This window comes from Methanolobus vulcani (assembly GCF_900100715.1).
Taxonomy (GTDB): Archaea; Halobacteriota; Methanosarcinia; order Methanosarcinales; family Methanosarcinaceae; genus Methanolobus; species Methanolobus vulcani.
Window position 1 is genome coordinate 75,841 of the sequence record NZ_FNCA01000004.1, and the last position, 24,787, is coordinate 100,627.

Sequence of the window (24,787 nt, forward strand, 5' to 3'; positions counted from 1 at the left end):
CTTATACGAAGCCGTCTATAAGATCATTCACTTTTTCTGGTGCAGGCTTATTCTTGTAAAGCGGACCTGATCTAAGAACATCAAGATAATCCCCAAAAGTTGGTTTTTCATTAACATAGAAAACACCAAGAGGAATCTTTTCACCCCATTCCATAGACTTTTCGAATGCTTTCACACGATTATTAAGTTCATAACCAGTATCTTCCATTTCATATACTCTTTCAGAATACCACTTGAAAGTGTTCAGCTTATTGAAAGATACACATGGCTGAAGCACATCAACAAGTGAAAGACCTTTGTGCTCAATGGCCTTTTCGATCAGGGATGTTAAATGTGATACCTTTCCGGCATATCCACGGGCCACAAAAGAACAATCCAGGGATATAGCCAATGAAAGCGGATTCAGTGGCATGTTAAACACTCCATGGGTCTGTACTTTTGTCTTCATACCTATCTCACTTGTAGGCGATGCCTGCCCTTTTGTAAGTCCATAAATCTGATTGTCGTGAACAATCATGGTTATATCCGGATTTCTCCTGACGGTATGCAGGAAATGATTGCCGCCTTCACCATAACAATCCCCATCACCTGTCACTGCAATAACAGTAAGTTCATGGTTGGCTATCTTGGCACCTGTTGCAGGCGGGAGTGAGCGACCATGAAGTCCGTTGAAACCATTGCAATTGAGATAATGCGGGGTTTTGCTTGACTGACCGATACCTGATGCCACAAGTACTTCATGAGGCGAGCGACCAAGGTTTACAAGTGCCTGTTTAATGGCCTTGAGAATTCCAAAATTACCACATCCCGGACACCATGCAGTTTCAAAGTTACCATAATCTTCTATGCTGACCATTCAGATCACCTCCTTTTCCTTAAGGGCAGCAATTATGAACTCCGGACTGAAAGGTTCACCATCAAACCGAAGAATATTTTCAGTTATCTTCACATCAGCCTCAAGCTTGAGATGACGAGAAAACTGACATGTTGAATTATTCTCAACACATACCGTCTTTTTGGCTTTAGAGAGAAGTTTTTTTGTTGCTTCTACTGGTAGCGGATGAATATGAGTGAAATGAATAAGATTTACCGATTTGCCTTTAGCTGTCAGAATATCCACCACCTCTGCAAGAGGACCATAGGTTGAACCCCATCCAATGAGCGATGTTGAAGCATTCGGATTTCCATAGACCTTAGCAACAGATATCTCATCACGGAGAACTTCCAGTTTCTTCATGCGTTTGTCATTCATTTTAATACGGTTTTCCGCATCCTCACAGATGTGACCGAACTCATCATGCTCGTCACTGTCTGATAGGACAAGCACACCTTCCTGACCAGGAAGAGCACGCGGAGAGATTCCAAGAGGGGTCAGTTTGTAACGTTTGTATTCTTCTTTTTTAGTCCTTAATTCAGAATCAGAAAGAAGGTGACGTTCCACAGTTATTTTGGAGGGGTCAAACCTCTTTGATGTGAAAAGTGAATCTGCCAGATACTGGTCACTCAAAACGAAAACAGGAATCTGGTATTTATCAGCGATATTGAAGGCTTCAGCAGTCAGATAGAAACACTCCTCCGGAGTTCCTGGTGCGAGTATACACCTTGGGAACTCACCCTGTGCAGCGGTCAGAACGAACTGAAGGTCGCCCTGCTCAGTCATAGTTGGAAGACCTGTTGCAGGACCCGGACGCTGACATAGGAAAATAACAGCCGGGGTTTCTGTCATGCCTGCCAGTCCTAAAGCTTCGGCCATAAGAGCGAATCCACCACCTGAAGTAGTGGTCATGGAACGGGCTCCTGCATAGGAAGCACCAAGTACCATGTTAAGTGCTGCAAGCTCATCTTCTGCCTGCTCTACAACAGCATTGAATTTATCCGCATTTGCAGCCACATATGTCATGACACCTGTAGAAGGCGTCATTGGATAGGCCGACAGGAACTGCACTCCTGCAGCAAGAGCACCGAGACCAACTGCCTCGTTACCGCTTATGAGCATCATATTTTCCTTTTCACCCGGATCACTTACAGAGAACTTACAACCTCCCGGATAGTGCTCCTTGACATGATCATAGCCTGCCCTTGCAGCATTGATATTTTTCTGTATAATCTCTTCACCTTTCTTTTTGAAAGAAGCTTTCAGTATTTCCTCAAGGTCAGACATATCCAGACACAGAAGACCAATCACAGCACCCATGGAAACCGAATTAGAATATATTTTATCACCGCAAACATCCTTTGCGATCTCCAGCATGGGAACATGGAATATAGATTCAGATGAACTGTTGACTTTGACAACATCAGCATCAACAACCACAACACCATCCTTTACTTCAGAGAGGTGTTTGTCAATGGACTGAGAATCCAGCGCAAGTAGCAGATCCACGCTTTCAGTCATTGCAGCTATTGGAGAATCGCTTATGCGAATCTTGAATGTGTTGTGCCCACCACGTACTCTTGAAAGATAGTACTGCGTTGCAAAAACATGGAATCCACTTTTCTTTAGCGTCTTGGCAAGAGCCATGCCGGTGGTCTGAAGACCCTGTCCGGCTGCACCCCCTACTTTGATATTAAGATCTATGTTCACGATAATCCCCTTTTACGATTTGTATCAGATCTGGAAGTGATGACTGAAAATCCCTCCACAAGAGATCTTTGTGTATCACTTACAACCGAAATATGTTCTAAACACTAATTGGAAAACTGCTTGTTGAAACAGTTTGTCTTATCCAATCCCACGTTATTTTTTGAGGTTAATATATAAAAACATTCGCAAAAAACGGCATATAACTATTCAGAAATTCGCCAGTGAATCAATTTTTACACATTTACGATGTTGTATCAATCTGTTACAAAAAGTAACTACTGGAAACCTCTCGAGAATATATTTATATAATATATTATCCTTAATAATATATAATTCATTGAAAGTTGATGATTATACTATCTGACGTGATATAAATGGAAAGAATGCCCACTGGAATAGCAAACCTTGATAAAAAAATTAGTGGCGGTTATCCGAAAGGTAAAGGAATTCTTATCACAGGAGTCCCGGGTGCCGGGAAAACCATTTTTGGACTACACTTTCTGCATAAATCATGTATGGACGGCAAGAAATGCGTAATGGTCGCAACTGAAGAGACTCCGGAAGACGTATTGGAGCAGGCTGCAATGCTGGGACTTGGATTAGAGTCATTTATTGAGAAAGGACAGCTTGTTATTAAACAGGTCATTGAGTTCAGAACCAGAACAATTGCCAGGGGAGCTCATCTTGTTGACGACTTCAGTGATACAGAGATTGATATTATTGAAGAGACACACCTTGACAGGTATATCAAACCAGATCAGGAAGGCTTCAACATTGAAGAGATAGACCTCATAGACCTTGTAAGGCTTATACCTGAAGGAACAGATGTGGCTGTCATTGACAATATTGGTGTGCTCGCATTTGGCCTTACACCAAAGGAGTTCAGAGATAAATTTGATACCATAAACCGTTTGCTTGCAAAACAGAAAACAACAACTCTTTACATTATGGATGAAGCTGCATATGAGATGACACACAAGATAGCAGACTATTCTACCTATGGTGCTGTCAAGCTTATGGTTAAAGAGAATCCATATACCGGCAAGAATGAACGCTTCCTTAGCATACCAAAGATGCGAAGTACAAAAATATCACTTGATATTACAATATTTGACATAACTTCTGCCGGAATCAGCCTTAAGGGTTCAAAGGCCAAACTTGTTGAGCTCTGATCAGGCCTGCTTTTTTACCACATAACCAAAATTTAGATTTGCAACTGTTTTTTTAGATATTTCAGTATTTTACCTTAAAAAGCATTAGCTATATATAATAAAAACTGAAATATATAATTAATCTGAAAAATAGTAGTGACTATCCCAATAAAACGCACCAGGAGACCTTACCATTACTCTTACCGATAATCCAAAAATACTCGTTGTTGACGATGAGATCATGAACATAGAGTTGCTCAAGGCATATCTTGAAGATGATTACTCAGTTATATCAGCCACAAATGGCAGAGATGCACTGGACCTAGTGCCAACGGAAAAACCCGATGTCATTCTTCTTGATGTCATGATGCCAGACCTTAACGGATATCAGGTATGTGAAACATTAAAAGGTGATCCTGAAACGCAATTTATCCCTGTGATAATGGTCACTGCACTTTCCGGTAGAGATGACTGGATCGCAGGTATTGAGGCAGGTGCGGATGAGTTCCTCACAAAGCCAGTGAACAAGATGGAGCTTCTAACACGTATCACTTCATTATTGAAATTGAAGAAGATGCACTATGACCTACTTGAGGAAAGAGATAAACTCAATCTGCAGAACAAGATCAGATCAGTACTTACACAGATAATCCCTACGTTACTTCGCACGCTTCCGGCAGAACAGAAAAGTGTCGTCATACACCAGATGATCGACATGGTGGTTGAAGCTATTCTTGAGAATACCGATCCGGAAGAACGTGGAGACGGACATGAAGGAATAGGAGATATCTGCTGCAATATCATCAACCAGCTGGGTGCTAATTTTGATAACGAGTCAGGAGAGAATGAAAACACAGCATTCCTTATCAAAGGAAACGTGTGTCCGTGGGGAAAAGAAGAAGCTCAGCTCAACCCCATATTATGTACTCTTTCAAGGGGAATATTCTCAAGAATAATTGATATATACGGACAGGACCTTGAGGTCGATGTGCTCGAAACCATGGGAAATGGGGACGAGCAGTGCCTATTCCAGTTAAATAAAATAGAATATTGAATATTAGATAAGATCCAATATTCTTATTGCCAGATGGGCGGCATTTGCACCGTTGTCAACACCAACACTTGCTACTGGTACACCCGGTGGCATCTGTGCTGTTGAAAGCAAGGCATCAAGGCCCATCATTTTTGCGCTTACAGGAACACCAATGACCGGTTTTTTTGTCTTTGATGCTATGACACCCGGAAGTGCTGCTGACAATCCTGCTATGGCTATGTATACTTTTGAATCGCTTTGAGAAATGTACTCATCCAGCTTGTCCGGATTACGGTGAGCGGAAATTACCTGGACATCGTATGAATAATCTGTACCGTCAAGCACTCCGGTCACTCTGTTTGCCACAGAACGATCGGATTCGGAACCCATTATTATTGCAATATCAACCATTTCTTTCCTCCTAAGGAAGATTACCTTCGCCTCTCAGCTCATGCTGGCGCTCGATATTCATCCTTATCAATATATTGAATATTTCTTTAACAGCAGAAACATCAAGATTCAATTCGATCGCAGCATCTGCTGCACGGTCCAGAACTACTGTGTTCTGGGTCGGATCGTTAATATTAATCTTTTCATGTTTCTTGGCCTCAAGTACCTTAGCAGCCATACCTACCCGCTTATGAATAAGCTGCATGATCTCGCTATCAATCTGTTCTATTTCTGTGCGTACTTCTTTGATAGTGGACATGTATACCCCGCATGTAAAAACATCTATTTATTACTATAATTTAAGAATGTGATTTGACCTGATATCGTTATTTATTGCCGTTTAGCTATACGTTTTGAGCTATGCTGTTTCATGGCATGCTCCTTTATGAGCACCTTTATTATTTACTTTTGTCCTTATCACGTTTCCGCTGACATTATAGTCTTTCCAGGCATCTTCAAGCATACCTGCCTGTTCGTTATTTACAAGTGCAACAAATGAAGGGCCAGTTCCTGAAAGTGTCACCCCTTCAACACCGATCTCAAGGGCACGCATCAGGAATTCAGTATCAAAACCAAGAGCACCGCAGTAAAGAAAACCGTTAAGTGTCATTGCCTTTTCAAAATTGCTTTCCATGGAGAGGGCATATGCCATATCTACCCATGGTGCGATTAGTCTGGATCGGTCTACGTTGGTACTTGAACTGAATGACTTCCTGTCAGGTGCAAATATCAGTACCTCATACTCGTGCTCTGTCCTTTTCAAAAGTTCCATGGCCTTGTTGTCAGTTACTACAAAACCACCATAAAAGGACGCACATGCATCATCCAGAGCACCGGTGATTGTCACTTTAGAGTCAAGGGCAGCCCTTACACCCATTTTAACAGCTTCAAATGGATCAAGCTCTTCACCAATGGCATCAAGGGTTGCAAGGATAGAAGCGTTTGCTGCTGCACTGCTACTTTTAAGGCCGCTTGCAAGGGGAACTTCTGATCTGGTGATTACTGTTCCACCCATCTCAATGCCAAAATGTTCAAGTACATATGATACTGACCTTTCAATGAGCTGAGTGTCTGCATCGGGCATTCCCTGAATTGTACCACTCACAGAAGTAGTCTCATCTGTCAGCTCCACATCAGCAAATGTTTTCAGATCGATACCAAAAGCCGCACCCTTCCATGTGGCTATTGCGTTGATTACCGTACCTGCACCAAGTGCATAAGCACTTCCTTTTGCTACCATTATGTGATCCCTGTTATCCTTTGAAAATACAGGATGCAGATTTAAAAAGATTAAAACTCTGCGCAACTCTGCATTTTTACCCATACCAGTACTGTAAACTATTAAAGAATAATGTTTACAGCAGTGAAAACAGAAATACAGGATAAGACTTATGAATTAGTCTTTGGCATCAGGATCATGTCCTTAAGTCTGTTATAACAAACCCTATGTTTTTCTTCCAATTCCAGAGAATCATTCTCTGCCAGAGGGCTTTTCTTCATTGTCGAACTCGAAAGACATTCATCAAGTTTCTCTCTCAGATAAGAGGAGTTAGTATCATCTTCATGCAATAATTCCAGAATGAATTTACTGTTGTGGAAATCAATTCCCTCTTCTTTTAATAATTCTCCGCAGGAGGTTGAGTACATCAGGACACCATTTGACACAGGTCCATAGAACTTTATCTTCTCACACGTCTCATTTTTGAGATGCTGTGGAGACTTGTAAACATTATCATCCTGAAGTGTTACAAGCACCTTAAAACCTTTACTTTTCTTTAATCCCGGAGGTATTGTCTCCGGGAACAGTACTCTTGGTTTAACACCCATATGTTCCAGATCAGAAACCAGTTCTGACGATCTGGAACCATCTACAACAATGATATCTTCTATCGTCTTATCTTCGGCCAATATTCTGGCAATCTCTTTTTCGTATTCCATGCATCCTATTATACTCATCAAAGGCACATTCCCATCTCCTCACAAATGAGGGTATCACAAAAATATTGCAAACTGGTCGATGATCGACCATGTAGACTAACAGCAAAAAATTTCGCAGACCAATTATATACCCCATATATTATGGCATAGTTAGTAGTATATAAATCCTACGAAAAGTATGTCATTCATTAAAATATTTAGTATGAATATGACACAATAAAATGGACAGTCGAAAAATACAAACGATAACAACGGCTACAAACGATACTTTTATAACAAATACGCGTCACTATATTTTACAATTCTCGACCCAATGGGCCGGAATTAAGTAAAGTGACACGATCATTGAGAATCAAGATTGTTAGCAAGTTATTCCGAAAGGCTCTTTGCCTGATGAGAATACTTGTTGAAAAAGGCGTATTCATGCCCGCAAACACAAAAAGTGCTTGATTGAGAAATGTTCTTTAGTGGCCTCAGTAATACTGATATCTGCATTCTTTTTTTGCAGAACCGCTGCAATCTTTCACAAGACATGACCTGGAAGCATTTGTACTTATAGGCAGGATTACGGAGAAGATCAAATGAACGAAGTAGTGTTTGGAGTAAAAGACGACAAGCAACTCGAATACACTCCTGAGAAGTGTATCGGTTGCGGAACGTGCGTTATGGCATGTCCTAAAGGTTCATTAGTTATCGGTTCAGTAGGAGCCGTGGCCAGAGGACTTATCGACAAAGATTTCCTTGAGAACCAGACAGAACTCTGCATTGTTTGCGGAATCTGTGCTAAGACATGCCCTACAGGTGCACTCGAACTGAAACAGGCCGGAGAGTCTGTAAATGATAATGCATACATAAGTGTTGCACTTAAGGACACAACAGTCAATGACAACTGTGTGCACTGCGGACTCTGTGAACAGATCTGTCCTCAGGGTTGCATTGAGGTCAAACAGTGGCTTTCCAACGATGGAACTGCCAGTGTTGACGGTGAAACTATTATTGACACAGAATGTTGCATACACTGCGGATGGTGTGCAGAAGTCTGCCCTGCTGAAGCAATCAGTGTTGAAAAGCCATTTGAAGGAACATGGTTCAGAGATGAGAATGTGTGTACCGCATGTCGCAGCTGTGTAGACACATGCCCATGTAATGCACTGTTCAACCCTGACTGGGAATCAGGAGAAAGAGTTGATAAAGTTGCACAGCGTGCTGATGCGTGTATCTATTGTGGTGCATGTGACATGGCATGTCCTGTCGATGCTATTACTGTTACTAAGACAGCGATTATCCCTGAAGTTGACAAGAAGACACTTCTTGAGAAAAAATTGCTGAATGCTGAAATGAAGAGACCTACACTTACATCAACACTTGTTATCGATGAAGCTGCATGTCTTGGATGCGGAAATTGTGTAATTGTCTGTCCTGTAAATGCAACTGATGATGAAGTTGGAGCAGGTTACCTTAACGAGGTCGATGGCAAGAAGATCCTTGAAGTAAGGAACGGTGTAGCACAGGTCGTAAACCAGGATCTCTGTGGTTCAGATGGTGCATGTGCTATGATCTGCCCGGTAGGTGCCATTACACTTGAGAAAAGGGAGGTTTAAAAATGGCAGGAACTATTGCAATCAAGAACGGTTATGTTTATGACCCGCTCAACGACATTAACGGCGACATGATGGACATCTTCATCAAGGACGGAAAGGTTGTCACAGAACTTTCCGGTGCTGACATGAAGGATGTAAAGGAAATTGATGCAAAGGGCAAGACCGTTATGCCTGGTGGTGTTGACTCTCACTCTCACGTAGCAGGAGCAAAGGTCAATGTCGGTAGGATGATGAGGCCGGAAGACCACTACAAGTTCTACCAGAAGAAAACACCAATTACCCACTCTGGCTGTGGATACAGTGTACCTTCAGTATACCTTGGAGGATACGAGTACTCCAAGATGGGATATACAACTGTTTTTGAGGCAGCTGTCCCACCAATGGAAGCACGCCACACACATGAAGAGATGCGCTCAACCCCTATGCTTGACATGGGCGGATACCTTGTACTGGGTAACAACTGGTTCCTTATGAGATACCTCAAGGAAGGAGATATCGACAAGGCAGCAGCATACATTTCATGGATGATGAGGACACACAAGACCTATGGTATAAAATGTGTCAACCCAGCAGGTGTAGAGAACTGGGGATGGGGAGAGAACATTGGAGCTCTCGATCAGGCTAATATCCACTTCGAGGTCACACCTGAAGAGATCATCAAGGGACTCACAGAGCTTAACGAGAAGCTCGGTATCCCAATGCCTGTTCACCTTCACGCAAACAACCTTGGTCACCCAGGATGCTGGGAAATAACCAGGGACTCACTCAAGATCCCAAAGAACGTCAAGGCAAAGCCAAACACAGACGTTGAATGGGCTGAGACAAAGAAGAACGCTAAGAGACACGAATCAGTTTACCTTACACACTGCCAGTTCAATGCTTTCGGTGGAACATCATGGAGAGACTTCGAGTCCGGTGTAAAGGGAATCACTGACTACGTCAACAGCGTCGACCACGTTGTAATGGACAGTGGTTGTGTACCTTTCGGTGACGCAACAGTTATGACCGGTGACGGTCCTGCAATCCATGACCTCTACGTACTCACAGGCCACAAATGGTCAAACACTGATGTAGAGTGTGAGTGTGGATCAGGTGTACTTCCATTCGAATACCTGAAGAGCAACCCTGTACACAGTGTACAGTGGGCAATGGGTCTTGAGGTACTTCTCTACGTCAAGGACGCATGGAAGAGCATCATGACAACTGACAGTCCAAACGGTGGACCATTCATAAAATACCCACAGGTCATTGCATGGCTTATGTCCAACAAGGCAAGACAGGACACATTCTCAGAATGTCACAAGTGGGCACAGGACAGAACCGACCTCGGTGCAGAGACAAGGGAAATGGACCTCTTTGAGATCGCAACAATCACCCGTGCAAACCCTGCAAGAACAATCGGTATGTCATACAGGAAAGGAACACTTGGTCTCGGTGCAGACGGTGACGTCGCAATCTATGACATCGATCCAAAGAGCCTTGAGGTCAACGACTACGAGAGCATCATAAGAGGATTCGAGAACGCTGCATACACCATCAAGGCAGGAGAAGTAGTCTCCCAGATGGGTGAGATCGTAGCAATCCCGGAGAAGAACACATTCTACTCTGATATCGCAACCGATGCAGATGATGAGAAGAGCATGCTCCAGGATGTCAAGAAGTGGTTCAAGTACTACACACTTGGTTTCGACAGATACCCAACACCTGATAAGTACCTGGCAAACCCAACACCGATCCAGGTCAATGCGGAGAAGTGATTTTAATGGCAGACGTAATACTTAAACCAACAGGAAATTTCGACCTTACCGTAGAGGCAGAGGTTGTCACACCTGACAACTTTGCCGGTAAAAGTGCCGATGAGATTGGAAAATTACTCGTCTGGCAGGGTCCGACAGAGTACCCACTTACAGACTTCTTTTCAGTAGAAGGCAATGGTGGAAGCTCAGCAGAAGATACAACCATCGTCATTGATGGGGATATCTCAAGAGTAAAACGCATAGGTCAGGAAATGACAGCAGGCAAGATCCTCGTGAAGGGCGGTGCAGGAATGCACGTTGGTTCCGGAATGAAGGGCGGCGAAATTGTTGTCGAAGGCGATGCTGACTCATGGACAGGAATGGAAATGAAAGGCGGTTCCATCCACATTAAAGGTAACACAAAAGACCACGTCGGCTGTGCATACCGTGGTAGCTGGAAAGGAATGTCCGGCGGACGCATCACTGTTGACGGAAATGCTGTCAGCCAGGTAGGCGGTGGCCTTATTGGCGGACAGATCATCATTGGCGGCAGTGTAAAACACTTCTGCGGCATTCGCATCAGTGGCGGTCTTATTGTCGTAAAAGGAAACGCTGTCAGAACCGTTGGAGCAGAGATGACCGGTGGTACCATTGTTATCGGTGGTTGCATTGAGAGATTCACACCAGGATTTACAATGGAAGGTGTTGAATCCGACCTTAAATTCGATGACATCGAGTGCCCTGGAGAATACAAGAAATTCGCAGGTGACTATGCTATTCCACAGAAAGGAAAAGGCGTACTGTACGTTTCCTGTGATAACAACGAGTGTCTGTGAGGTGTTTAATCATGGAAGCATTACTCAATACAGGTAGTACGATCGATGAAGGAAGACTTGCAAAAGGCGGAAGCAAGTATACCGATGACTACACAAAGGAATGTGCAGTCTGCTGGATGTGTGCAGAAGACTTTACATCCCTTGGCTGCCCGGAAAAAGTGGCAGTCATATCAAGAGATAGAAAATACTCAGTTGCAGTTACACCAAAAGTGACTGAGGCAATGAGAACAGGTCAGGTATTCATACCAAGGTCCATTTGGGCAAATGTTGTTGTTGAGCCTGACACATTCTCAACCGGTTCACCACGTTACAAGGGAAGCCCTGTTTTTGTTGAACCTACTGACGACGAAATCCTCAGCGCAGAGGAAGTTGTCATGAAGATGTACATGGGAGGCAAATAAAATGGTCTATAAGAACATTATCTGCCCGGTTTGCGGAGGTTCATGTGACGACGTACAGGTGAACCTGGATAAAGAGAACGGTACAATTGATGTCCAGAACGCATGCAAGATGGGTAACGCAAAGTTCCAGGAAGTTGTAAGCCATCACAGGCTCCTGAAACCAACCATAAGAGAGAATGGTAAGGTAAAGGATGTAAGCTGGGACGAAGCACTGGAAATGGCAGCAGACATTCTTGTAAATGCAAAGAAGCCATTCTTCTTCCTTGGAAGTGAGACATCCTGTGAAGCACAGGAAGTAGGTCTTCACATTGCAGAATACCTTGGCGGAATGGCAGACTCTAACGCAACTATCTGTCACGGACCAACTGTCATGGGTATCCAGGAATCCGGTATGGTCGGAGCTACAGCCGGTCAGGCAAAGAACAGAGCCGACATGATCGTATACTGGGGTGTCAATGCACTGGAATCCATGCCAAGACACATGTCAAGGTACGGAGTATTTCCAAGAGGTTACTGGACAAAGAGAGGAAGATTTGACAGGACAATGGTCACAGTGGACCCAAGGGTAACACCTACAGCCGCTGCAGCAGACCTGCACCTTCAGCTTAACCCTAACTCTGACTACGAGCTTCTTAGTGCAATGTTCACAATCCTTAATGGCAAAGAGCCACATCCATCTGTCGAAGAAATCACAGGAATTCCAATTTCAGTGATGAAACAGACAGTTGAGATGATGAAGGAATCAAACTTCGTAGCTATCTACGTAGGTCTTGGAGTTTCATCCTCATACGGAAAACACAGAAACATTGAGATCGCACTGAACTTCGTCAAGGAAATGAACAACTACACCAAGTGTAACATCGGTGCTCTCAGAGGCCACTGTAACGTAGCAGGATTCAACCAGCTTGCATCCTACCTCTACGGTTACCCATTCGGTCTTGACTTCACAAAGGGATACCCAAGGTACAACCCTGGAGAGACAACCTGTGTGGACCTGCTCAGGGAGAAGGACGTTGACGCTGCATTTGTAATGTCAGCTGATTTGATGGACCACATTCCTGCAGACAGTGCACAGTACCTCGCAGACATTCCAATGATCTGCCTTGACATTGCACCATGTCCATCTACTACCGCAGCAGACGTGGTTCTGCCTGGTGTAATTGATGCTATGGAATGTGATGGTACATTCTACAGGCTTGACAACGTGCCTGTATACTTCGAGCCATTCACAGATTCCCCATTCTCTGAAACAAAGAGCAATGAGGACACCCTTAAGCAGCTCTTCGCAAAGGTAAAGGCTAAAAAGGAAGCATGAGTGAGCACTGGTACTCTGAAAGGAAAGGGAAGGATGAAACCTTCCGCAAAGGCGAGGAAAGTATTTCCTCTACCTTTTATGTCCCCTTAGAGTGCCTGGAGATCACTGAGAACAGTAAACAAAACATTACTGTGGACGTTATTGTTGAGGAAAAGTTCGAACTTTTCGTGAATAACGTTCACGTAACCACTTTTTTTGCAAGTCCCCATGAACTTAAGGAGCTTGCGCTGGGATTTCTCGTTTGCGAGGGATTCATTGAACCTGACACCCAGGTTGATTCCATAAAAATCAAAGATAAATCCATTTTCTGTGAAATTGAAATTAATACTCCTGAACTTGAAGAACTAACGCATCTTGAAAGATGTGGAACAACATCATATCGCAAAGATGTTATCAAACATATTGATTCTGATACTAAATTCACTACTGATGCAATAATCCATGCAGTCAGCCAGTTAAAAGAACTTGGAAGAGCATGGCATAGTACCGGCGGTGCACATACATCTATTATCTATAACAACCAGGGAGAAGTGCTCTTTTTCTGCGAGGATGTAGGAAGAGCATGCTCTGTGGACAAGGTTGTAGGTAAAGCCCTGATGAACGATGTCAATATTTCTGAATGTGCTCTGGCTACTACAGGTAGACTGGCATCAACTATGGTTTCAAAAGCCATGAATGCGGGCATACCCCTCATTTCAAGTAAAGGAGCCACTGTTCGTGAGTCAGTAGAACTGGCTGATAAGGCAGGGATGACACTGGTGGCTTTTGTGAGGGGGAAGAATCTGTATGTGTATGCAGGGGAAGAGAGAGTGATTACAAAATAATCAGCTTCTTCTAGTTGTCAATCCTCATCCAAACAAAAACCATTATATCCCATTAACACCCTACTACCCCCTGCAACGTAACACAAATACTGTTGAGAATAATACTTCATATAATAAAGAAGGTTTTAATCATGAGTGAAAAAATAGGAATTTTGGCAATTGGACACGGCAGCAGATTACCATACAACAACCAGGTTGTTACTGAAATTGCAAACATGATCGCAGAGAACAATCCGGAATATGTTGTAAAGGCAGGATTCATGGAGAACAGTGAGCCTACAGTTGAAGAGGCACTCATGTCATTTGAAGGTACAGGTGTAACAACAATTGCTGCAGCACCAGTATTTCTTGCATCCGGAATTCACATCACAAAAGACATTCCTGCAATCCTCAAACTCGACCCAGAGACAAACGAAGGCGAGCTCGAACTTGACGGAAATAAAGTCAGAATCGTATACGCAAAACCTCTTGGAAGCGACAAGCTCATTGCAGATCTTATCTTCAAGAGAGCACAGGAAGTCCTTTAAGCTGTGTCAACGACACAGTTCTCTTTTTTACTAGCAAATCATATTTTGCAATATCTTCATTTGATTCCATAATGGCCAATTATTTTGTACTTTTGATGGACATTTCATCAAAATAAAAATCCTGAACCATAGTCATGGTCAGAAATTTTGAATTTATATCAATAACTATTTTGTATTGCAACTAGAGTTTACTATATTTTACATGATCTATGGAGAAATTAGGATTCACACGTGTTAAGTTCGCAAAGACATATATACCATAGTAATAATGACCTTTGGGAAGGAAGGTCACATTATGAGTGAAAAAATAGGAATCTTGATCATTGGACATGGCAGCAGGCTACCATATAACAATCAGGTTGTTACTGAAATTTCAAATATAATCGCAGAAAATAATCCGGAATATGTTGTAAAAACAGGTTTTGTAGAACACAGTGAACCAAAAGTAAGGGAAGCACTGATGTCATTTAAAGGCACAGGTGTGACTAGAATAGCTGCAACACCTGTATTCATGGCATCAGGAGTCCACCTTACAGAAGATATTCCGGAATTTCTCCAGCTGGACCCTGAAACCAATGAAGGTGAAGTAGATTTTGACGGACAGAAGGCAAAGATAGTCTATGCCAAACCTCTTGGCAGTGATAAGCTCATTGCAGACCTTATTTTCAAGAGAGTACAGGAAGCACTTTAAACTGTGTTTGAACACAGTTCTTTTTTCATATTGATCTATCCATACTCCTATCAAATATTACTATGAAATAGAATCGAAACCGGTAAATAGCCAGCTTGCCAAAATATTAATAATAAAGGTTTATGAGGAGTTGGAAACATGGATAATGCCAAGATATCAGACAAACTCGTAAGGCTCCTTGACCTCAGGCATGAGCCGGTTGCTGTAAAAGTAATAAAGAAAGGTGAAAAGATCCCGGAAGGATTCATTGAACCTGAAAAAAACATCCGACACTGCCAGTCCATAATGAGGGCAAGGAAGGGAGAATCTTTTGTAATTCCCGCAAACAAACATGCATGCATGGTTGGTGCTTCAAGTCTTGGACTTGTGCCTCTGCCTCCGAAAGTAAAAGAAGGCGAATTCCATTCCAATCTTGGAATGTTTGATTGCTCCGATGCTGCGGCAAATATGATAGACCAGCGCTCAGCATTTGAAGAAAAAAGTACTATTGCAACTGTCGTTGGACCTTTGAAGGACTTCAAAACAGAACCTGACGTTGTCATACTTGTTGACCTTCCTGAAACATTATACTGGCTTGTCCCTGCAGCTACATTCTTTGAAGGAGGAAGACAGGCATTCAGTACTGCTGCCTTCCAGGCAACATGTGTAGATTCTACCATAATACCAGTGATAAGTGGCAAAATGAACATGAGCCTTGGTTGTTATGGATGTCGTCGTTCTACAGACATTCAAAATGAGGAAATGATTGCAGGAATTCCTTATCAAAATCTTGAAAAGATGATAGAAGCTCTTGAGAAAATAAGCGATGGACCAATGCAAAAAGCAAGACAGAAATGAGCTTCTGAGTTTTTAACTGAAGTCTATGTCACCACACATTTTATCTCATATGAGGGAATATCTCATTCATACATGACCTTATTTCAGGTCATCAGGTGGTCTCTGAATGAAATGCGCATACTGCGATGATAAAATGTGCCGGGAAGGCAAGGATTGTGCAGGCATAACAGACGATATAAGTTATGAAGGGAACGAACTTAAATCCATGAAGACTTCTGCTGCCATTGAAGCCCGGTACTATATGCAGAAAACAAGACTTGAAGAGATAATCCTTTATGCACAGGAAATGGAATACAAAAAAATTGGGCTTGCCTTCTGTGTTGGTATGGAAAAGGAAGCAAAAGTAGTAGAAAAAATCCTGGAAAAGCATTTTAAAGTATTCTCTGTATGCTGCAAGGTTTCTGCAATCAGCAAAGAAGAATACGGCCTTGAGAAACTACACCCTGATTCATTTGACCCAACATGTAACCCAATAGGTCAGGCAATGCTGCTTGAAAAGGATGGAACAGAGCTCAATATCATCATAGGACTGTGTATAGGACACGACATACTTTTCACACAGCATTCATCAGCCCCTGTGACCACATTCATTGTAAAGGACCGTGTGCTTGCACATAATCCTGCAGGAGCCATATACTCAGGTTACTACCTGAAGAAAGTTTTCGGAATAAGTGAATGAGGTGTCTGTATGAAAATCACCATTGTTTATGATAATAATGCAAAGGAAGGGCTTCAATGCGGCTGGGGATTCGCCTGCCTAATCGAAACGGGAAAGAACAACATACTGTTTGATACTGGCTGGGATGGGCACCTACTTCTAGAAAATATGGAAAAATTATCAATTGATCCACAGATAATTGATACACTTGTACTTTCTCACCAGCATTGGGACCACATCGGTGGAGTTACAACTTTTCTAAATATAAACCCGGATGTTGATGTATATGTACCATCCGGATTCTCCCCTCGTCTTAAAAAAGAGATTACATCCAGAATTAAGAAGAAATTATATGGAGTATCTTCTCCCCGGGAGATCCGTGATAAGATATACACAATAGGCGAATTAGAGAAAAGTGACACCGGTATAAAAGAACAATCCCTGGTCCTTGAATGTGAATCAGGAAATTTTGTCCTCACAGGTTGTGCTCATCCTGGCCTGCTCTTAATATTAGAAGCAGCAGCTCCTTTTGGCAAAATAAACGGAATCATCGGAGGTTTACATGACAGCCAGGAATATGGCTCATTCAAAGATATGCAACTCATCGGAGCAGGACATTGCACATCACATAAAGATGTTATAAGAAAAATGTATCCTGAGAAATTCCAGAAAATATATGCCGGATATTCAATTGAGCTTTGAGATCCAAAAGTAAAATATCAACTGAGAAATACCTGTATGACAAAAAGAATAATTTACGGCCCCATACTTTCCAGAAGACTTGGAAGATCTCTTGGTATCGATGTGATCAAAACATCAGATACTAAGAAAAACTGTAACTTTGATTGCGTTTATTGCCAGCTTGGACATGTTCTCAAAAAAATAACAGGAACCAACGATGTAAAAGGCACTGTAACACCTGAAGAAGTTATTGAAGACTTACGTTGTTACCACAAAAATATCGAAGACCTTGAATACATCACTTTTTCAGGCACATGCGAGCCCACATTAAATCCAGAACTTGGAGAGATGATCAGAGGAATTAAGAAAATAAGTTCTCATCCGGTTTGTGTTATTACAAATTCATCACTTGTTGACAAAGAAAAGATACGTGAAAATCTATCTGAAGCTGATCTTGTAGTAGCAACTCTCGTTTCCGGTTATGAAGAAACATTCATGGCCATCAACAGACCTGCTGATGGTATTATTCTTGAGAACATAATCAACGGACTTAAAGAAATCAAAAAAATGGACAAACGTCCTATCCTCGGTATTGAAGTGATGCTGGTTGATTCAAACATTGATTTTCCTGTAAACCACACAGAAAGAGAGATTGAGAAATTAAAAGAGACCTTGATCGAGATTGATCCTGATGAAATAGAGATTCTCACGGTCAGCAGACCTCCTGCAGAGAATTATATTATTCCGGTTCCTGAAGACAGATTAAAAGAAATTGCCACGGAATTTGAAAAAGTGTTTGGAAAAGAACGTGTTAAGCTGGTACTTAAAGGAATAAAAAGATCTCGTTCAAAAATGAAACATGTAAACATCGAAGAAGAAATTTATGACCTCATCATGAGAAGGCCCTGCACTTTCAAACAAATATCTGTATCCCTTGGAATTAATGACAAAGAGCTCAAAGTAATTATCGACAGGTTTCTCTCATCTAAAAGTATAAAGGAAATAACTGCCGGGGAAAAGAAATACTACAAAATAAACAGATAGCTAAAAAATAAGAACTCAGTACATAATTGTACTGAATGAAATTATTATAATATTTTTTAACAGGCGTATGTACCAAACATTGCCTTTGCAGATTCTACAAGAGCAGGCAACATATCTACAGGTACGCTCATGATCATTTCCTCATCCTGTATCTCAGTATACTTTCTGCTGCCACTGCAGCCGATCGTGATACCTGCCTCACCTGTAAGATATGGGTATGAAACACCATCTGCACAGACACTCTGTTTACCGGCAAATCCTGCATTTACACGTCCACCGTTCTTCTGAAGCAGGGCCTGTGAAAGTTCCATTACTATCTTTGGCTTTGCAATGACAAGGATTACATCAGGTACGAAGCTTGCCTTCTCAAGTGGAGCATAGAGTACAGCCTTGATTGAATTTGCCTCCACCATAGGAACCCTGTCCATAGTTGCTTTTGCAGCATCAAGAGAGGCAAAGTGATTGAGATTGTAATAAACCTCGCCGGACTTGAGTTTTGGGCTCATCTCTGTAAGTCCCATTACAGATGCACCACCTTTGCACATCTGGTCATTAAGTGTTGCATAGAACTCAGTACCAAGCCTTCTTACATTGTCAACCATCTGGCAGTGCCTTGTTGTCTCTCCAACATGTGGAATCTGTTCCGGGATTTCCTCGTCAGCTCTAACAAGGTGTACAGCAACCGGAGATGTGGTCATTTGAAGTACTTCTTTGAGTTCGTTACCATATTTCTGGATATCTTCGTTGTTCATTATGGAATCTCCTGTAAAAGAAAAAGACATTAGTTCTAGGATGTGCATTTATTATGCACAACTGCTATATCAAGCTTGCCATTTGAATAAAAAATCGCAATATAGAGACACGAAATATTCACACCCGTGAACATCACTAAAAAGAGAACAGTGTGCCCGGATCTTAGAAAAAACACAATCAAGGATCATATTAATCAGGATAGATCTTTCTCAGTTCATTATAGAACTCAGTCAGCACAACTTTATAGATAATATACACGGGAATTGCAAGAATCATGCCCAGAGCACCAAGCATGTTTGCAAACATAAGAGTCAACAAAACACTCAATAATGGATTAACATTCATCTTACCTGATATCATATATGGAATGAGATACAGGTTGTCCACAAGCTGGGCAATTACAACTGTTATTATCGCATAAAGTGCAGTTGTCGGGCTTACAATGAAAGCTATGATCACAGCAGGAATTGCACCAATAAAAGGACCTATGTAAGGTACTATGTTCAGCAAACCTGCAAGTATACCAAGGAAGAACCACCCATTTATGCCTGCCAGATAAAAGCCGATACAACAGATAAGTCCCACAATAACACTTTCAAGAATCTTTGCAGAGAAATAATCCCGGAGGCGCTTTCCAATATCAAGTATCGAAGAGGACACGCAGTCCTGATACTTTACCGGGAAAAAAGCAACTATCTCAGAAACTATTACATTCTTCTTTGCAAAATAAAGACGGAACATCATCGGTATGATGAGCAGACCTGTGAATACAAAGTATGATAATCTAGAGATCAGTGATGAGAAGAAACTGAAGATATAATCTCCAATTGACTTCATGTCAGCGCTGGATATCAATGGACCCGCAGCCATATTTCCATTAACATTAGCACTCATGTTTTCGCTCATATTTCCAGAGGGAACAACTGACGGGGTTTCACCCATTATTTGACCAATATTAGCATTATTTTGTGAAGAAAGGAGATAACCATAGGTCGAAAAGATACTGGAAATACCTGTTTCATACTCTTCCTGAGAATTTACAAGAGAATTCATGTCTGACAACTGTCCCACCATTAACAGAGATACCAGCAATAATCCAATTACAACAAGAGATACAGAATAGATCCTCCTGGCCCAGAGAGACTTATGACCAAAATATCGGTTAAATTCTATGAGGATGCTATCGGTCACAAGCACGAGTATGCTTCCAATTATCAGAACGATGAATATATCCTCAAAGTGGAACAGCACAGCAAAGATAATTGAAAGGAACACGGATACTACAAGCATTATGCTCCATACTTTAGAATTAGTTGTCAGTGCCATTTTTGCTCCCTGTAAGATTTTAAGTAATTACAGGATTTCTTTTTATAAATAATTCTTTCATGGATTTAAATACAGAATCAAGTACGTTTTCTGAGTTAGAAGTATCCTCTTCTTTTTTGGAAACAGGACCTGCACCTGAAGATTTATTTGAAGTATTCCCACCCATATCGATTACCACCACATCATCCCCTGAAATCTCATTTACCTTTCCGGTTATTGCAAAATTACCAAAGCCAGTGGTAGTTGAAACGAAAGTGACATTTGAATGTGAATTATCTGATGTATTTGAACCTTCCAGTATCTTTACGGGGAATGTTTTCCAGACATGACCGCTGAACAGGTTCAGACGTACAGAATCAGCATCGATATTGTTATCATCAAGCCACTGCTGACTTACGTTGAAAAAAATGCGAGTATTACTTATCTTATTATCAAGGCCTATTTTGTCAGGATTGATATTTACATAATAATAGACTTTATCATGCGGATCTTCTGAAACAAAAGATGAACGATTATTCAGCACTTCAAGTGACATACGTACATAGCCTATGTTGACAGATGAAGTGAATTCCAGAGAACTTATAGGATTTTTCTCATCATTAAATGAGAACTCAGTTAGCACATTTTTGTTTATGAACTGCATATTCACTTCTTTCACAAGAATTTTTTTGTAATCCTCATTGGAGGAAACAGAACCTGAAGAACTACTACTTCCGCTTCCCCCAGACATTATCTGAGAGGGAGTAGGAGTGGCTACCCAGTACCACTGGTTTTCAATGCTTCCGTTAGGATTCAAAACATGGACTTTTATACTGTAATTTCCTGTTTCGGAAACATCAGGAACATAAATGCTGTTAAAGATACCATCATAATTTGCTACCTGGTTATTATTAAGATACCAGGTCACATCAGATCCTTCACTTACATTTGCCCTGAAAACAGGCTTGCGATCAAGTCTTGAACTGAGAACAGTATCATCTGGCGAGAATGTGACATTGAACGCAGGTACGACATTTACAGTCCATATTTTACTTGTATCGGTTGAACCGGAAACAACTGCGGTCAAATTATAAGTTCCTGCTTCTGTTTCTGCGAATGAATAAGATGAACTTGTAGATGACAAACTCTGCTCTACAACTACATCATCCAGCAACCATACAATATCTGATGAAGCAGTGGCTGAAACTGAGAATCCAAGTGAATCATTAGTTGATACAGACTGAGATTGTGCAATCGGATCAAATGTGACACTGCCGATTGCAGATGCAGGAACTACTGCCAATATCAGAAAAATAGCTGAAATAATAAAATGTATCCTAATATCGTGTTTAGTAAAAGACAAGATCAAAACCTCATATTGTATATTTTTCAGATATTTCCCATTTCGCACTTAATAGATGGGAAATTACAGAAGAGAACTCTGCACCATTTGTCCATACTGCAGACAGATCAGTATCTCCATCTCCATCTTTAAGTATATCAACAAGCATTTCTGAATTGTCAATAACAATAACGAAGCTTTTCAGTTTCGAATCGGTCTCTTCAATAGAGTTTACACGTACTGTCGCCAGGGGAACCAGATTCTTAATTTTCTTTGCTTCATCTTCACAGGAACTTATGACCCTTACAGTAATGCCTTCTTCACCGGCTTTCCTGTTCATGACGCCTATTATAGTAGTATAATCCTTTTTGAGGGAGGAATGGTTCTCTGCAATTGTCCTGAAAGGTGTCGATGAAGCCAGTATCAGAATATCTTTTTTTGCGCCTTCCATCATCTGGATCACTTTACAGGTAACATTTCTTGCACCATTGATGTTCCAGATATGCTCCTCGGTTGTTTCACTTGCAGACTCGCCATATATTTCACTTAGTTTTTCAAAGACAATATCACATTCATCTGCATAATCATTCTTCAGTTTGGCAAGAGCCTCTTCGGGAGGGATACACCTGTAACGCATTGGTTTTGTGTTCTGGAACTCGATTATTCCTTTTTTTTCCAGCTTTTTCAAAGCTCCGTAGATTGCTGAATTCGGAACTCCTGAATCATCATGCAGAGTTGAAACTGTTGCATCCGCGTTCCTGACAAGAGCCACGTAAACTTTTGCTTCGTAAGAAGTAAAACCAAGATTTTGAAGAGATGTGACGATCATGATAATTGCACCTGAAAACTAAAAATAAAAATTAGAAGAAGATCAGTTATCTTCTTCTTTTTTCCCAAGGAATTTCTTAGCGCCTATTGCAGCCACGACTACAACAATAAGTACTACAACAATACCCACATATGTTCCTGAGCCGGAGTCGGAAGATCCTGCAGGAAGAACCTCTGTTGTGATCTTCACGGTATCAGATGTCTTGCTGTGACCATCCGTATCTTCATACTTGACCTCACTGTTGATAGCATATGTCTTTGCAACACCGGTCTCATCTACCTTCAGCTTAAAAATTGCGTCTGCGGACTCTCCAGGTTCAAGCGTGCCTATGAATGACTGGTCATCGGTTGTGCTGAAAGGATCGGCAGAACTTATCCTTACGGTTGCATCTTTTACAGCTTCTTCACCAACGTTCTTGTAGGTTACATGAATTATACCTTCCTGACCAAGAACAAGTTCACCAGTGACATTTGTGATATCAAAGTCAGCTTCTTTCTTAACAATGACACTGACCTGGTCCATCTGCTGGCCCACGGCATACCAGAGACCTACTTCCATGTTAGTGATACCAAGACTGGTTTCATTGTCTCCGTTGATCTCAACATTTTCCTGATAACCATAGTAAAGTGTCAGGTTTAATGGATATTCACCGGCAGGTGCATTCTTTGATACTTCGATGTTAAACTTCAGTGGATCAGTTGTCTGTTCACCGGATGCAAGGGTTCCTGCCTCCTGTGGACCTGACTTTACCCTGATGTTCGGATCATCAGATGTCAGGATCGCAACAATACCAATAGCTGTGGTCCTCTGTGCCTCATAACCCATTTCAGTTTGCTGTATCTTCTGGTCAAGTGCTGATATAGGATTATTATCCTGTTCGGATTTAAAACCAGTAATAACACCTTTGTTCATAAGGTTTACATTAAGGGTAACCTCATCACCCCTTGAATATTCATTATCTCCTATCAGGGTGGCAGATACATCCGGACCACCGTAAACTGTGTAATAGTTCTCATCAAAATTGAAGAAATCAGGGAGTTTCAGATCCATTGTGGACATAGCATCATCAGCACTTACAGGTAATACAAAGAGCAGACTGAGGATCAATGATACTGAAACCACTGTTTTAAAGTTAATATTTTTAATCATAAGCATCCCTCTTAATTATCATTAGACGCGTTTTTCCTTTTATTTTTAACAACCAATACAATTATTATTACAAAAATACCAGCAAGAGCAAATCCTGTTACATTGATCTCTCTTTGAGGCTCCTCAAGTGGCAGGCTTATTTTCATACTTGTAGAGAAGGTATCGTCACCATTTTCGTCGATGTATTTGATCTCACTATCGATACCATAATTCTTTGCAAGTGTACCAACATCAGAACTTATTGTAAAGGTAGCAGTTCTGCTTTCACCTGGCTCTATTGTGCCAAGACTTTTGGTTGAACGTGCTGCACTCAGAGGCTTCATTGCAACTATCCTTGCAATTGCATCTTCAGCAGTGAGTTCTCCTGTGTTGGTATATGTTACGTTCACTACACCTGTACCACCTGATACCAAAGTACCAGTAACATTTGTTACTTCGAACTTTGCTGCAGGTTTTACGATAATGGGAATCTGAAGAGTTGTATTCACATTAGTGTAAATATTTGTATGATCAAGATCAGGCTCACCAAGTATTATGGATTGACCTACCGTCATCCTGACATCACTCTGATACTCGTAGCTCAGAGGCAATTCAAGTATGTAGACACCTGCAGGAATATCTTCAGACAGAGTAATAGTGAACTTCATTGGCCTTTCCGGCAAAACTCCCGGATATAATGCCTCCAGAGTATGACTGCTTGTTTCAGGATCAACATCGATCATATCAGTAGATGATACCAGGCCTGCCTTTAAACCATAAGCAATTGTTCTCTGTGTCTCATACTGCAACTCTGTAAGTGAGAGCTGATGCAGGGTTTCTGAAGTACCGACTGTCTTGTCAGCCTTGATACCATAGATAACACCACGGTTTGCAAGAACCACTTCAAGAGTTGCGGTCTCTCCTCGTTCGAATTCTGTGTCACCAAGTACAGAGGCTGAAATAGCAGGCTCACCGTACGAGGTATAGAAATTACTTGTATATTCATAAGTCGGAGGCAGGTATTCTTTTGCAGCCACAGAAGGTACTGCAGCTACAAAAGCAATAGAAAGCAGAATACATACCACCATAAGACTAGTATATTTTTTAAAACCACTTATATTAC

At 41.5% G+C, this 24,787-nt stretch carries 26 protein-coding genes; 14 read left to right on the forward strand and 12 right to left on the reverse strand.

Annotated features, from left to right (window positions below):
• Position 1: 1 nt before the first annotated feature.
• Positions 2 to 856, reverse strand: a complete 855-nt coding sequence (locus tag BLP52_RS06940; RefSeq protein WP_091709759.1) for a 2-oxoacid:ferredoxin oxidoreductase subunit beta — start codon at positions 854 to 856, stop codon at positions 2 to 4.
• Positions 857 to 2,584, reverse strand: coding sequence for a 2-oxoacid:acceptor oxidoreductase subunit alpha (locus tag BLP52_RS06945; RefSeq protein WP_091709760.1), 1,728 nt, complete (start codon positions 2,582 to 2,584; stop codon positions 857 to 859).
• 374 nt (positions 2,585 to 2,958) lie between these two features.
• Between BLP52_RS06945 and BLP52_RS06950 the strand changes: the two genes are divergently transcribed.
• Together BLP52_RS06950 and BLP52_RS06955 are read left to right on the forward strand one after the other, a co-directional pair.
• A complete protein-coding gene (locus tag BLP52_RS06950) occupies positions 2,959 to 3,756 on the forward strand; it encodes an ATPase domain-containing protein (RefSeq protein WP_091709761.1) in 798 nt (265 codons plus the stop codon).
• Between the two features lie 196 nt (positions 3,757 to 3,952).
• Positions 3,953 to 4,789, forward strand: a complete 837-nt coding sequence (locus BLP52_RS06955) for a response regulator (protein ID WP_274377643.1) — start codon at positions 3,953 to 3,955, stop codon at positions 4,787 to 4,789.
• A 3-nt stretch (positions 4,790 to 4,792) separates the two neighbouring features.
• Here the strand turns inward: BLP52_RS06955 and BLP52_RS06960 are convergent, their stop codons facing one another.
• The 4 genes from BLP52_RS06960 to BLP52_RS06975 form a co-directional block, all read right to left on the reverse strand.
• Positions 4,793 to 5,179, reverse strand: a complete 387-nt coding sequence (locus tag BLP52_RS06960) for a 5-(carboxyamino)imidazole ribonucleotide mutase (RefSeq protein ID WP_091709763.1) — start codon at positions 5,177 to 5,179, stop codon at positions 4,793 to 4,795.
• 10 nt (positions 5,180 to 5,189) lie between these two features.
• The gene (locus BLP52_RS06965; RefSeq protein ID WP_091709764.1) at positions 5,190 to 5,477 is read right to left on the reverse strand and encodes a chorismate mutase; all 288 of its coding nucleotides are present in this window, start codon (positions 5,475 to 5,477) and stop codon (positions 5,190 to 5,192) included.
• 99 nt (positions 5,478 to 5,576) lie between these two features.
• Positions 5,577 to 6,458: a shikimate kinase gene (locus BLP52_RS06970; RefSeq protein ID WP_091709993.1), complete on the reverse strand. Its 882-nt coding sequence runs from the start codon at positions 6,456 to 6,458 to the stop codon at positions 5,577 to 5,579.
• Positions 6,459 to 6,607: 149 nt separating this feature from the next.
• On the reverse strand, positions 6,608 to 7,183 hold the full coding sequence (locus tag BLP52_RS06975; RefSeq protein WP_154717808.1) for a hypothetical protein: 576 nt from the start codon (positions 7,181 to 7,183) through the stop codon (positions 6,608 to 6,610).
• Positions 7,184 to 7,737: 554 nt separating this feature from the next.
• Here BLP52_RS06975 and BLP52_RS06980 point away from each other — a divergent pair.
• The 12 genes from BLP52_RS06980 to BLP52_RS07035 all read left to right on the forward strand — a co-directional run bounded on the left by BLP52_RS06980 (position 7,738) and on the right by BLP52_RS07035 (position 18,307).
• The gene (locus tag BLP52_RS06980; RefSeq protein WP_091709766.1) at positions 7,738 to 8,757 is read left to right on the forward strand and encodes a 4Fe-4S binding protein; all 1,020 of its coding nucleotides are present in this window, start codon (positions 7,738 to 7,740) and stop codon (positions 8,755 to 8,757) included.
• Positions 8,758 to 8,759: 2 nt separating this feature from the next.
• A complete protein-coding gene (locus BLP52_RS06985; protein WP_091709767.1) occupies positions 8,760 to 10,514 on the forward strand; it encodes a formylmethanofuran dehydrogenase subunit A in 1,755 nt (584 codons plus the stop codon).
• A 5-nt stretch (positions 10,515 to 10,519) separates the two neighbouring features.
• A complete protein-coding gene (locus BLP52_RS06990; protein WP_091709768.1) occupies positions 10,520 to 11,329 on the forward strand; it encodes a formylmethanofuran dehydrogenase subunit C in 810 nt (269 codons plus the stop codon).
• A gap of 11 nt (positions 11,330 to 11,340) precedes the next feature.
• Positions 11,341 to 11,730: a molybdopterin dinucleotide binding domain-containing protein gene (locus BLP52_RS06995; RefSeq protein ID WP_091709769.1), complete on the forward strand. Its 390-nt coding sequence runs from the start codon at positions 11,341 to 11,343 to the stop codon at positions 11,728 to 11,730.
• Position 11,731: 1 nt separating this feature from the next.
• Positions 11,732 to 13,045, forward strand: coding sequence for a formylmethanofuran dehydrogenase subunit B (locus BLP52_RS07000; RefSeq protein ID WP_091709770.1), 1,314 nt, complete (start codon positions 11,732 to 11,734; stop codon positions 13,043 to 13,045).
• Positions 13,042 to 13,869 (forward strand): formate dehydrogenase accessory sulfurtransferase FdhD, encoded by an 828-nt coding sequence (fdhD, locus tag BLP52_RS07005; protein ID WP_091709771.1) that lies wholly within the window; start codon positions 13,042 to 13,044, stop codon positions 13,867 to 13,869. The genes BLP52_RS07000 and fdhD overlap by 4 nt, the downstream gene beginning before the upstream one ends.
• Positions 13,870 to 13,982: 113 nt before the next feature.
• Positions 13,983 to 14,396, forward strand: a complete 414-nt coding sequence (cfbA, locus tag BLP52_RS07010) for a sirohydrochlorin nickelochelatase (protein ID WP_274377644.1) — start codon at positions 13,983 to 13,985, stop codon at positions 14,394 to 14,396.
• A 265-nt stretch (positions 14,397 to 14,661) separates the two neighbouring features.
• Positions 14,662 to 15,087, forward strand: coding sequence for a sirohydrochlorin nickelochelatase (gene cfbA, locus BLP52_RS07015; protein ID WP_274377645.1), 426 nt, complete (start codon positions 14,662 to 14,664; stop codon positions 15,085 to 15,087).
• Between the two features lie 138 nt (positions 15,088 to 15,225).
• The gene (locus tag BLP52_RS07020) at positions 15,226 to 15,924 is read left to right on the forward strand and encodes a DUF169 domain-containing protein (protein ID WP_091709773.1); all 699 of its coding nucleotides are present in this window, start codon (positions 15,226 to 15,228) and stop codon (positions 15,922 to 15,924) included.
• A gap of 106 nt (positions 15,925 to 16,030) precedes the next feature.
• The gene (locus BLP52_RS07025; RefSeq protein ID WP_091709774.1) at positions 16,031 to 16,603 is read left to right on the forward strand and encodes a DUF1847 domain-containing protein; all 573 of its coding nucleotides are present in this window, start codon (positions 16,031 to 16,033) and stop codon (positions 16,601 to 16,603) included.
• A 9-nt stretch (positions 16,604 to 16,612) separates the two neighbouring features.
• Positions 16,613 to 17,284, forward strand: a complete 672-nt coding sequence (locus BLP52_RS07030; protein ID WP_091709775.1) for an MBL fold metallo-hydrolase — start codon at positions 16,613 to 16,615, stop codon at positions 17,282 to 17,284.
• Positions 17,285 to 17,320: 36 nt separating this feature from the next.
• Positions 17,321 to 18,307, forward strand: a complete 987-nt coding sequence (locus BLP52_RS07035) for a radical SAM protein (protein ID WP_091709776.1) — start codon at positions 17,321 to 17,323, stop codon at positions 18,305 to 18,307.
• 56 nt (positions 18,308 to 18,363) lie between these two features.
• On the opposite strand, the gene BLP52_RS07040 is transcribed toward BLP52_RS07035, so the two are convergent.
• The 6 genes from BLP52_RS07040 to BLP52_RS07065 form a co-directional block, all read right to left on the reverse strand.
• Positions 18,364 to 19,059: a DUF169 domain-containing protein gene (locus tag BLP52_RS07040; RefSeq protein ID WP_091709777.1), complete on the reverse strand. Its 696-nt coding sequence runs from the start codon at positions 19,057 to 19,059 to the stop codon at positions 18,364 to 18,366.
• A 190-nt stretch (positions 19,060 to 19,249) separates the two neighbouring features.
• A complete protein-coding gene (locus BLP52_RS07045) occupies positions 19,250 to 20,386 on the reverse strand; it encodes an AI-2E family transporter (RefSeq protein ID WP_091709778.1) in 1,137 nt (378 codons plus the stop codon).
• Between the two features lie 19 nt (positions 20,387 to 20,405).
• Entirely contained in the window at positions 20,406 to 21,668 is a 1,263-nt protein-coding gene (locus BLP52_RS07050) for a PGF-pre-PGF domain-containing protein (protein ID WP_154717809.1), read from the reverse strand.
• 70 nt (positions 21,669 to 21,738) lie between these two features.
• A complete protein-coding gene (locus BLP52_RS07055) occupies positions 21,739 to 22,536 on the reverse strand; it encodes a TrmB family transcriptional regulator (protein WP_091709780.1) in 798 nt (265 codons plus the stop codon).
• A 42-nt stretch (positions 22,537 to 22,578) separates the two neighbouring features.
• On the reverse strand, positions 22,579 to 23,685 hold the full coding sequence (locus BLP52_RS07060; RefSeq protein WP_238380754.1) for a COG1361 S-layer family protein: 1,107 nt from the start codon (positions 23,683 to 23,685) through the stop codon (positions 22,579 to 22,581).
• A gap of 11 nt (positions 23,686 to 23,696) precedes the next feature.
• Positions 23,697 to 24,752, reverse strand: a complete 1,056-nt coding sequence (locus tag BLP52_RS07065; RefSeq protein ID WP_154717810.1) for a COG1361 S-layer family protein — start codon at positions 24,750 to 24,752, stop codon at positions 23,697 to 23,699.
• Between the last annotated feature and the right edge of the window lie 35 nt (positions 24,753 to 24,787).

Excerpts from the sequence above, each read along its gene's own strand:
- BLP52_RS06995 (WP_091709769.1), top strand. The coding sequence starts at position 11,341 with ATGGAAGCATTACTCAATACAGGTAGTACGATCGATGAAGGAAGACTT.
- BLP52_RS07000 (WP_091709770.1), top strand. The coding sequence starts at position 11,732 with ATGGTCTATAAGAACATTATCTGCCCGGTTTGCGGAGGTTCATGTGAC.
- BLP52_RS06940 (WP_091709759.1), bottom strand. The coding sequence starts at position 856 with ATGGTCAGCATAGAAGATTATGGTAACTTTGAAACTGCATGGTGTCCG.
- BLP52_RS07040 (WP_091709777.1), bottom strand. The coding sequence starts at position 19,059 with ATGAACAACGAAGATATCCAGAAATATGGTAACGAACTCAAAGAAGTA.
- BLP52_RS07025 (WP_091709774.1), top strand. The coding sequence starts at position 16,031 with ATGAAATGCGCATACTGCGATGATAAAATGTGCCGGGAAGGCAAGGAT.
- BLP52_RS07065 (WP_154717810.1), bottom strand. The coding sequence starts at position 24,752 with ATGGTGGTATGTATTCTGCTTTCTATTGCTTTTGTAGCTGCAGTACCT.
- BLP52_RS07020 (WP_091709773.1), top strand. The coding sequence starts at position 15,226 with ATGGATAATGCCAAGATATCAGACAAACTCGTAAGGCTCCTTGACCTC.
- BLP52_RS07030 (WP_091709775.1), top strand. The coding sequence starts at position 16,613 with ATGAAAATCACCATTGTTTATGATAATAATGCAAAGGAAGGGCTTCAA.
- BLP52_RS06950 (WP_091709761.1), top strand. The coding sequence starts at position 2,959 with ATGGAAAGAATGCCCACTGGAATAGCAAACCTTGATAAAAAAATTAGT.
- BLP52_RS06980 (WP_091709766.1), top strand. The coding sequence starts at position 7,738 with ATGAACGAAGTAGTGTTTGGAGTAAAAGACGACAAGCAACTCGAATAC.
- BLP52_RS06960 (WP_091709763.1), bottom strand. The coding sequence starts at position 5,179 with ATGGTTGATATTGCAATAATAATGGGTTCCGAATCCGATCGTTCTGTG.
- BLP52_RS06990 (WP_091709768.1), top strand. The coding sequence starts at position 10,520 with ATGGCAGACGTAATACTTAAACCAACAGGAAATTTCGACCTTACCGTA.
- fdhD (WP_091709771.1), top strand. The coding sequence starts at position 13,042 with ATGAGTGAGCACTGGTACTCTGAAAGGAAAGGGAAGGATGAAACCTTC.
- BLP52_RS06970 (WP_091709993.1), bottom strand. The coding sequence starts at position 6,458 with ATGGTAGCAAAAGGAAGTGCTTATGCACTTGGTGCAGGTACGGTAATC.
- BLP52_RS07055 (WP_091709780.1), bottom strand. The coding sequence starts at position 22,536 with ATGATCGTCACATCTCTTCAAAATCTTGGTTTTACTTCTTACGAAGCA.
- BLP52_RS07060 (WP_238380754.1), bottom strand. The coding sequence starts at position 23,685 with ATGATTAAAAATATTAACTTTAAAACAGTGGTTTCAGTATCATTGATC.
- BLP52_RS07045 (WP_091709778.1), bottom strand. The coding sequence starts at position 20,386 with ATGGCACTGACAACTAATTCTAAAGTATGGAGCATAATGCTTGTAGTA.
- BLP52_RS06985 (WP_091709767.1), top strand. The coding sequence starts at position 8,760 with ATGGCAGGAACTATTGCAATCAAGAACGGTTATGTTTATGACCCGCTC.
- BLP52_RS07035 (WP_091709776.1), top strand. The coding sequence starts at position 17,321 with ATGACAAAAAGAATAATTTACGGCCCCATACTTTCCAGAAGACTTGGA.
- BLP52_RS06965 (WP_091709764.1), bottom strand. The coding sequence starts at position 5,477 with ATGTCCACTATCAAAGAAGTACGCACAGAAATAGAACAGATTGATAGC.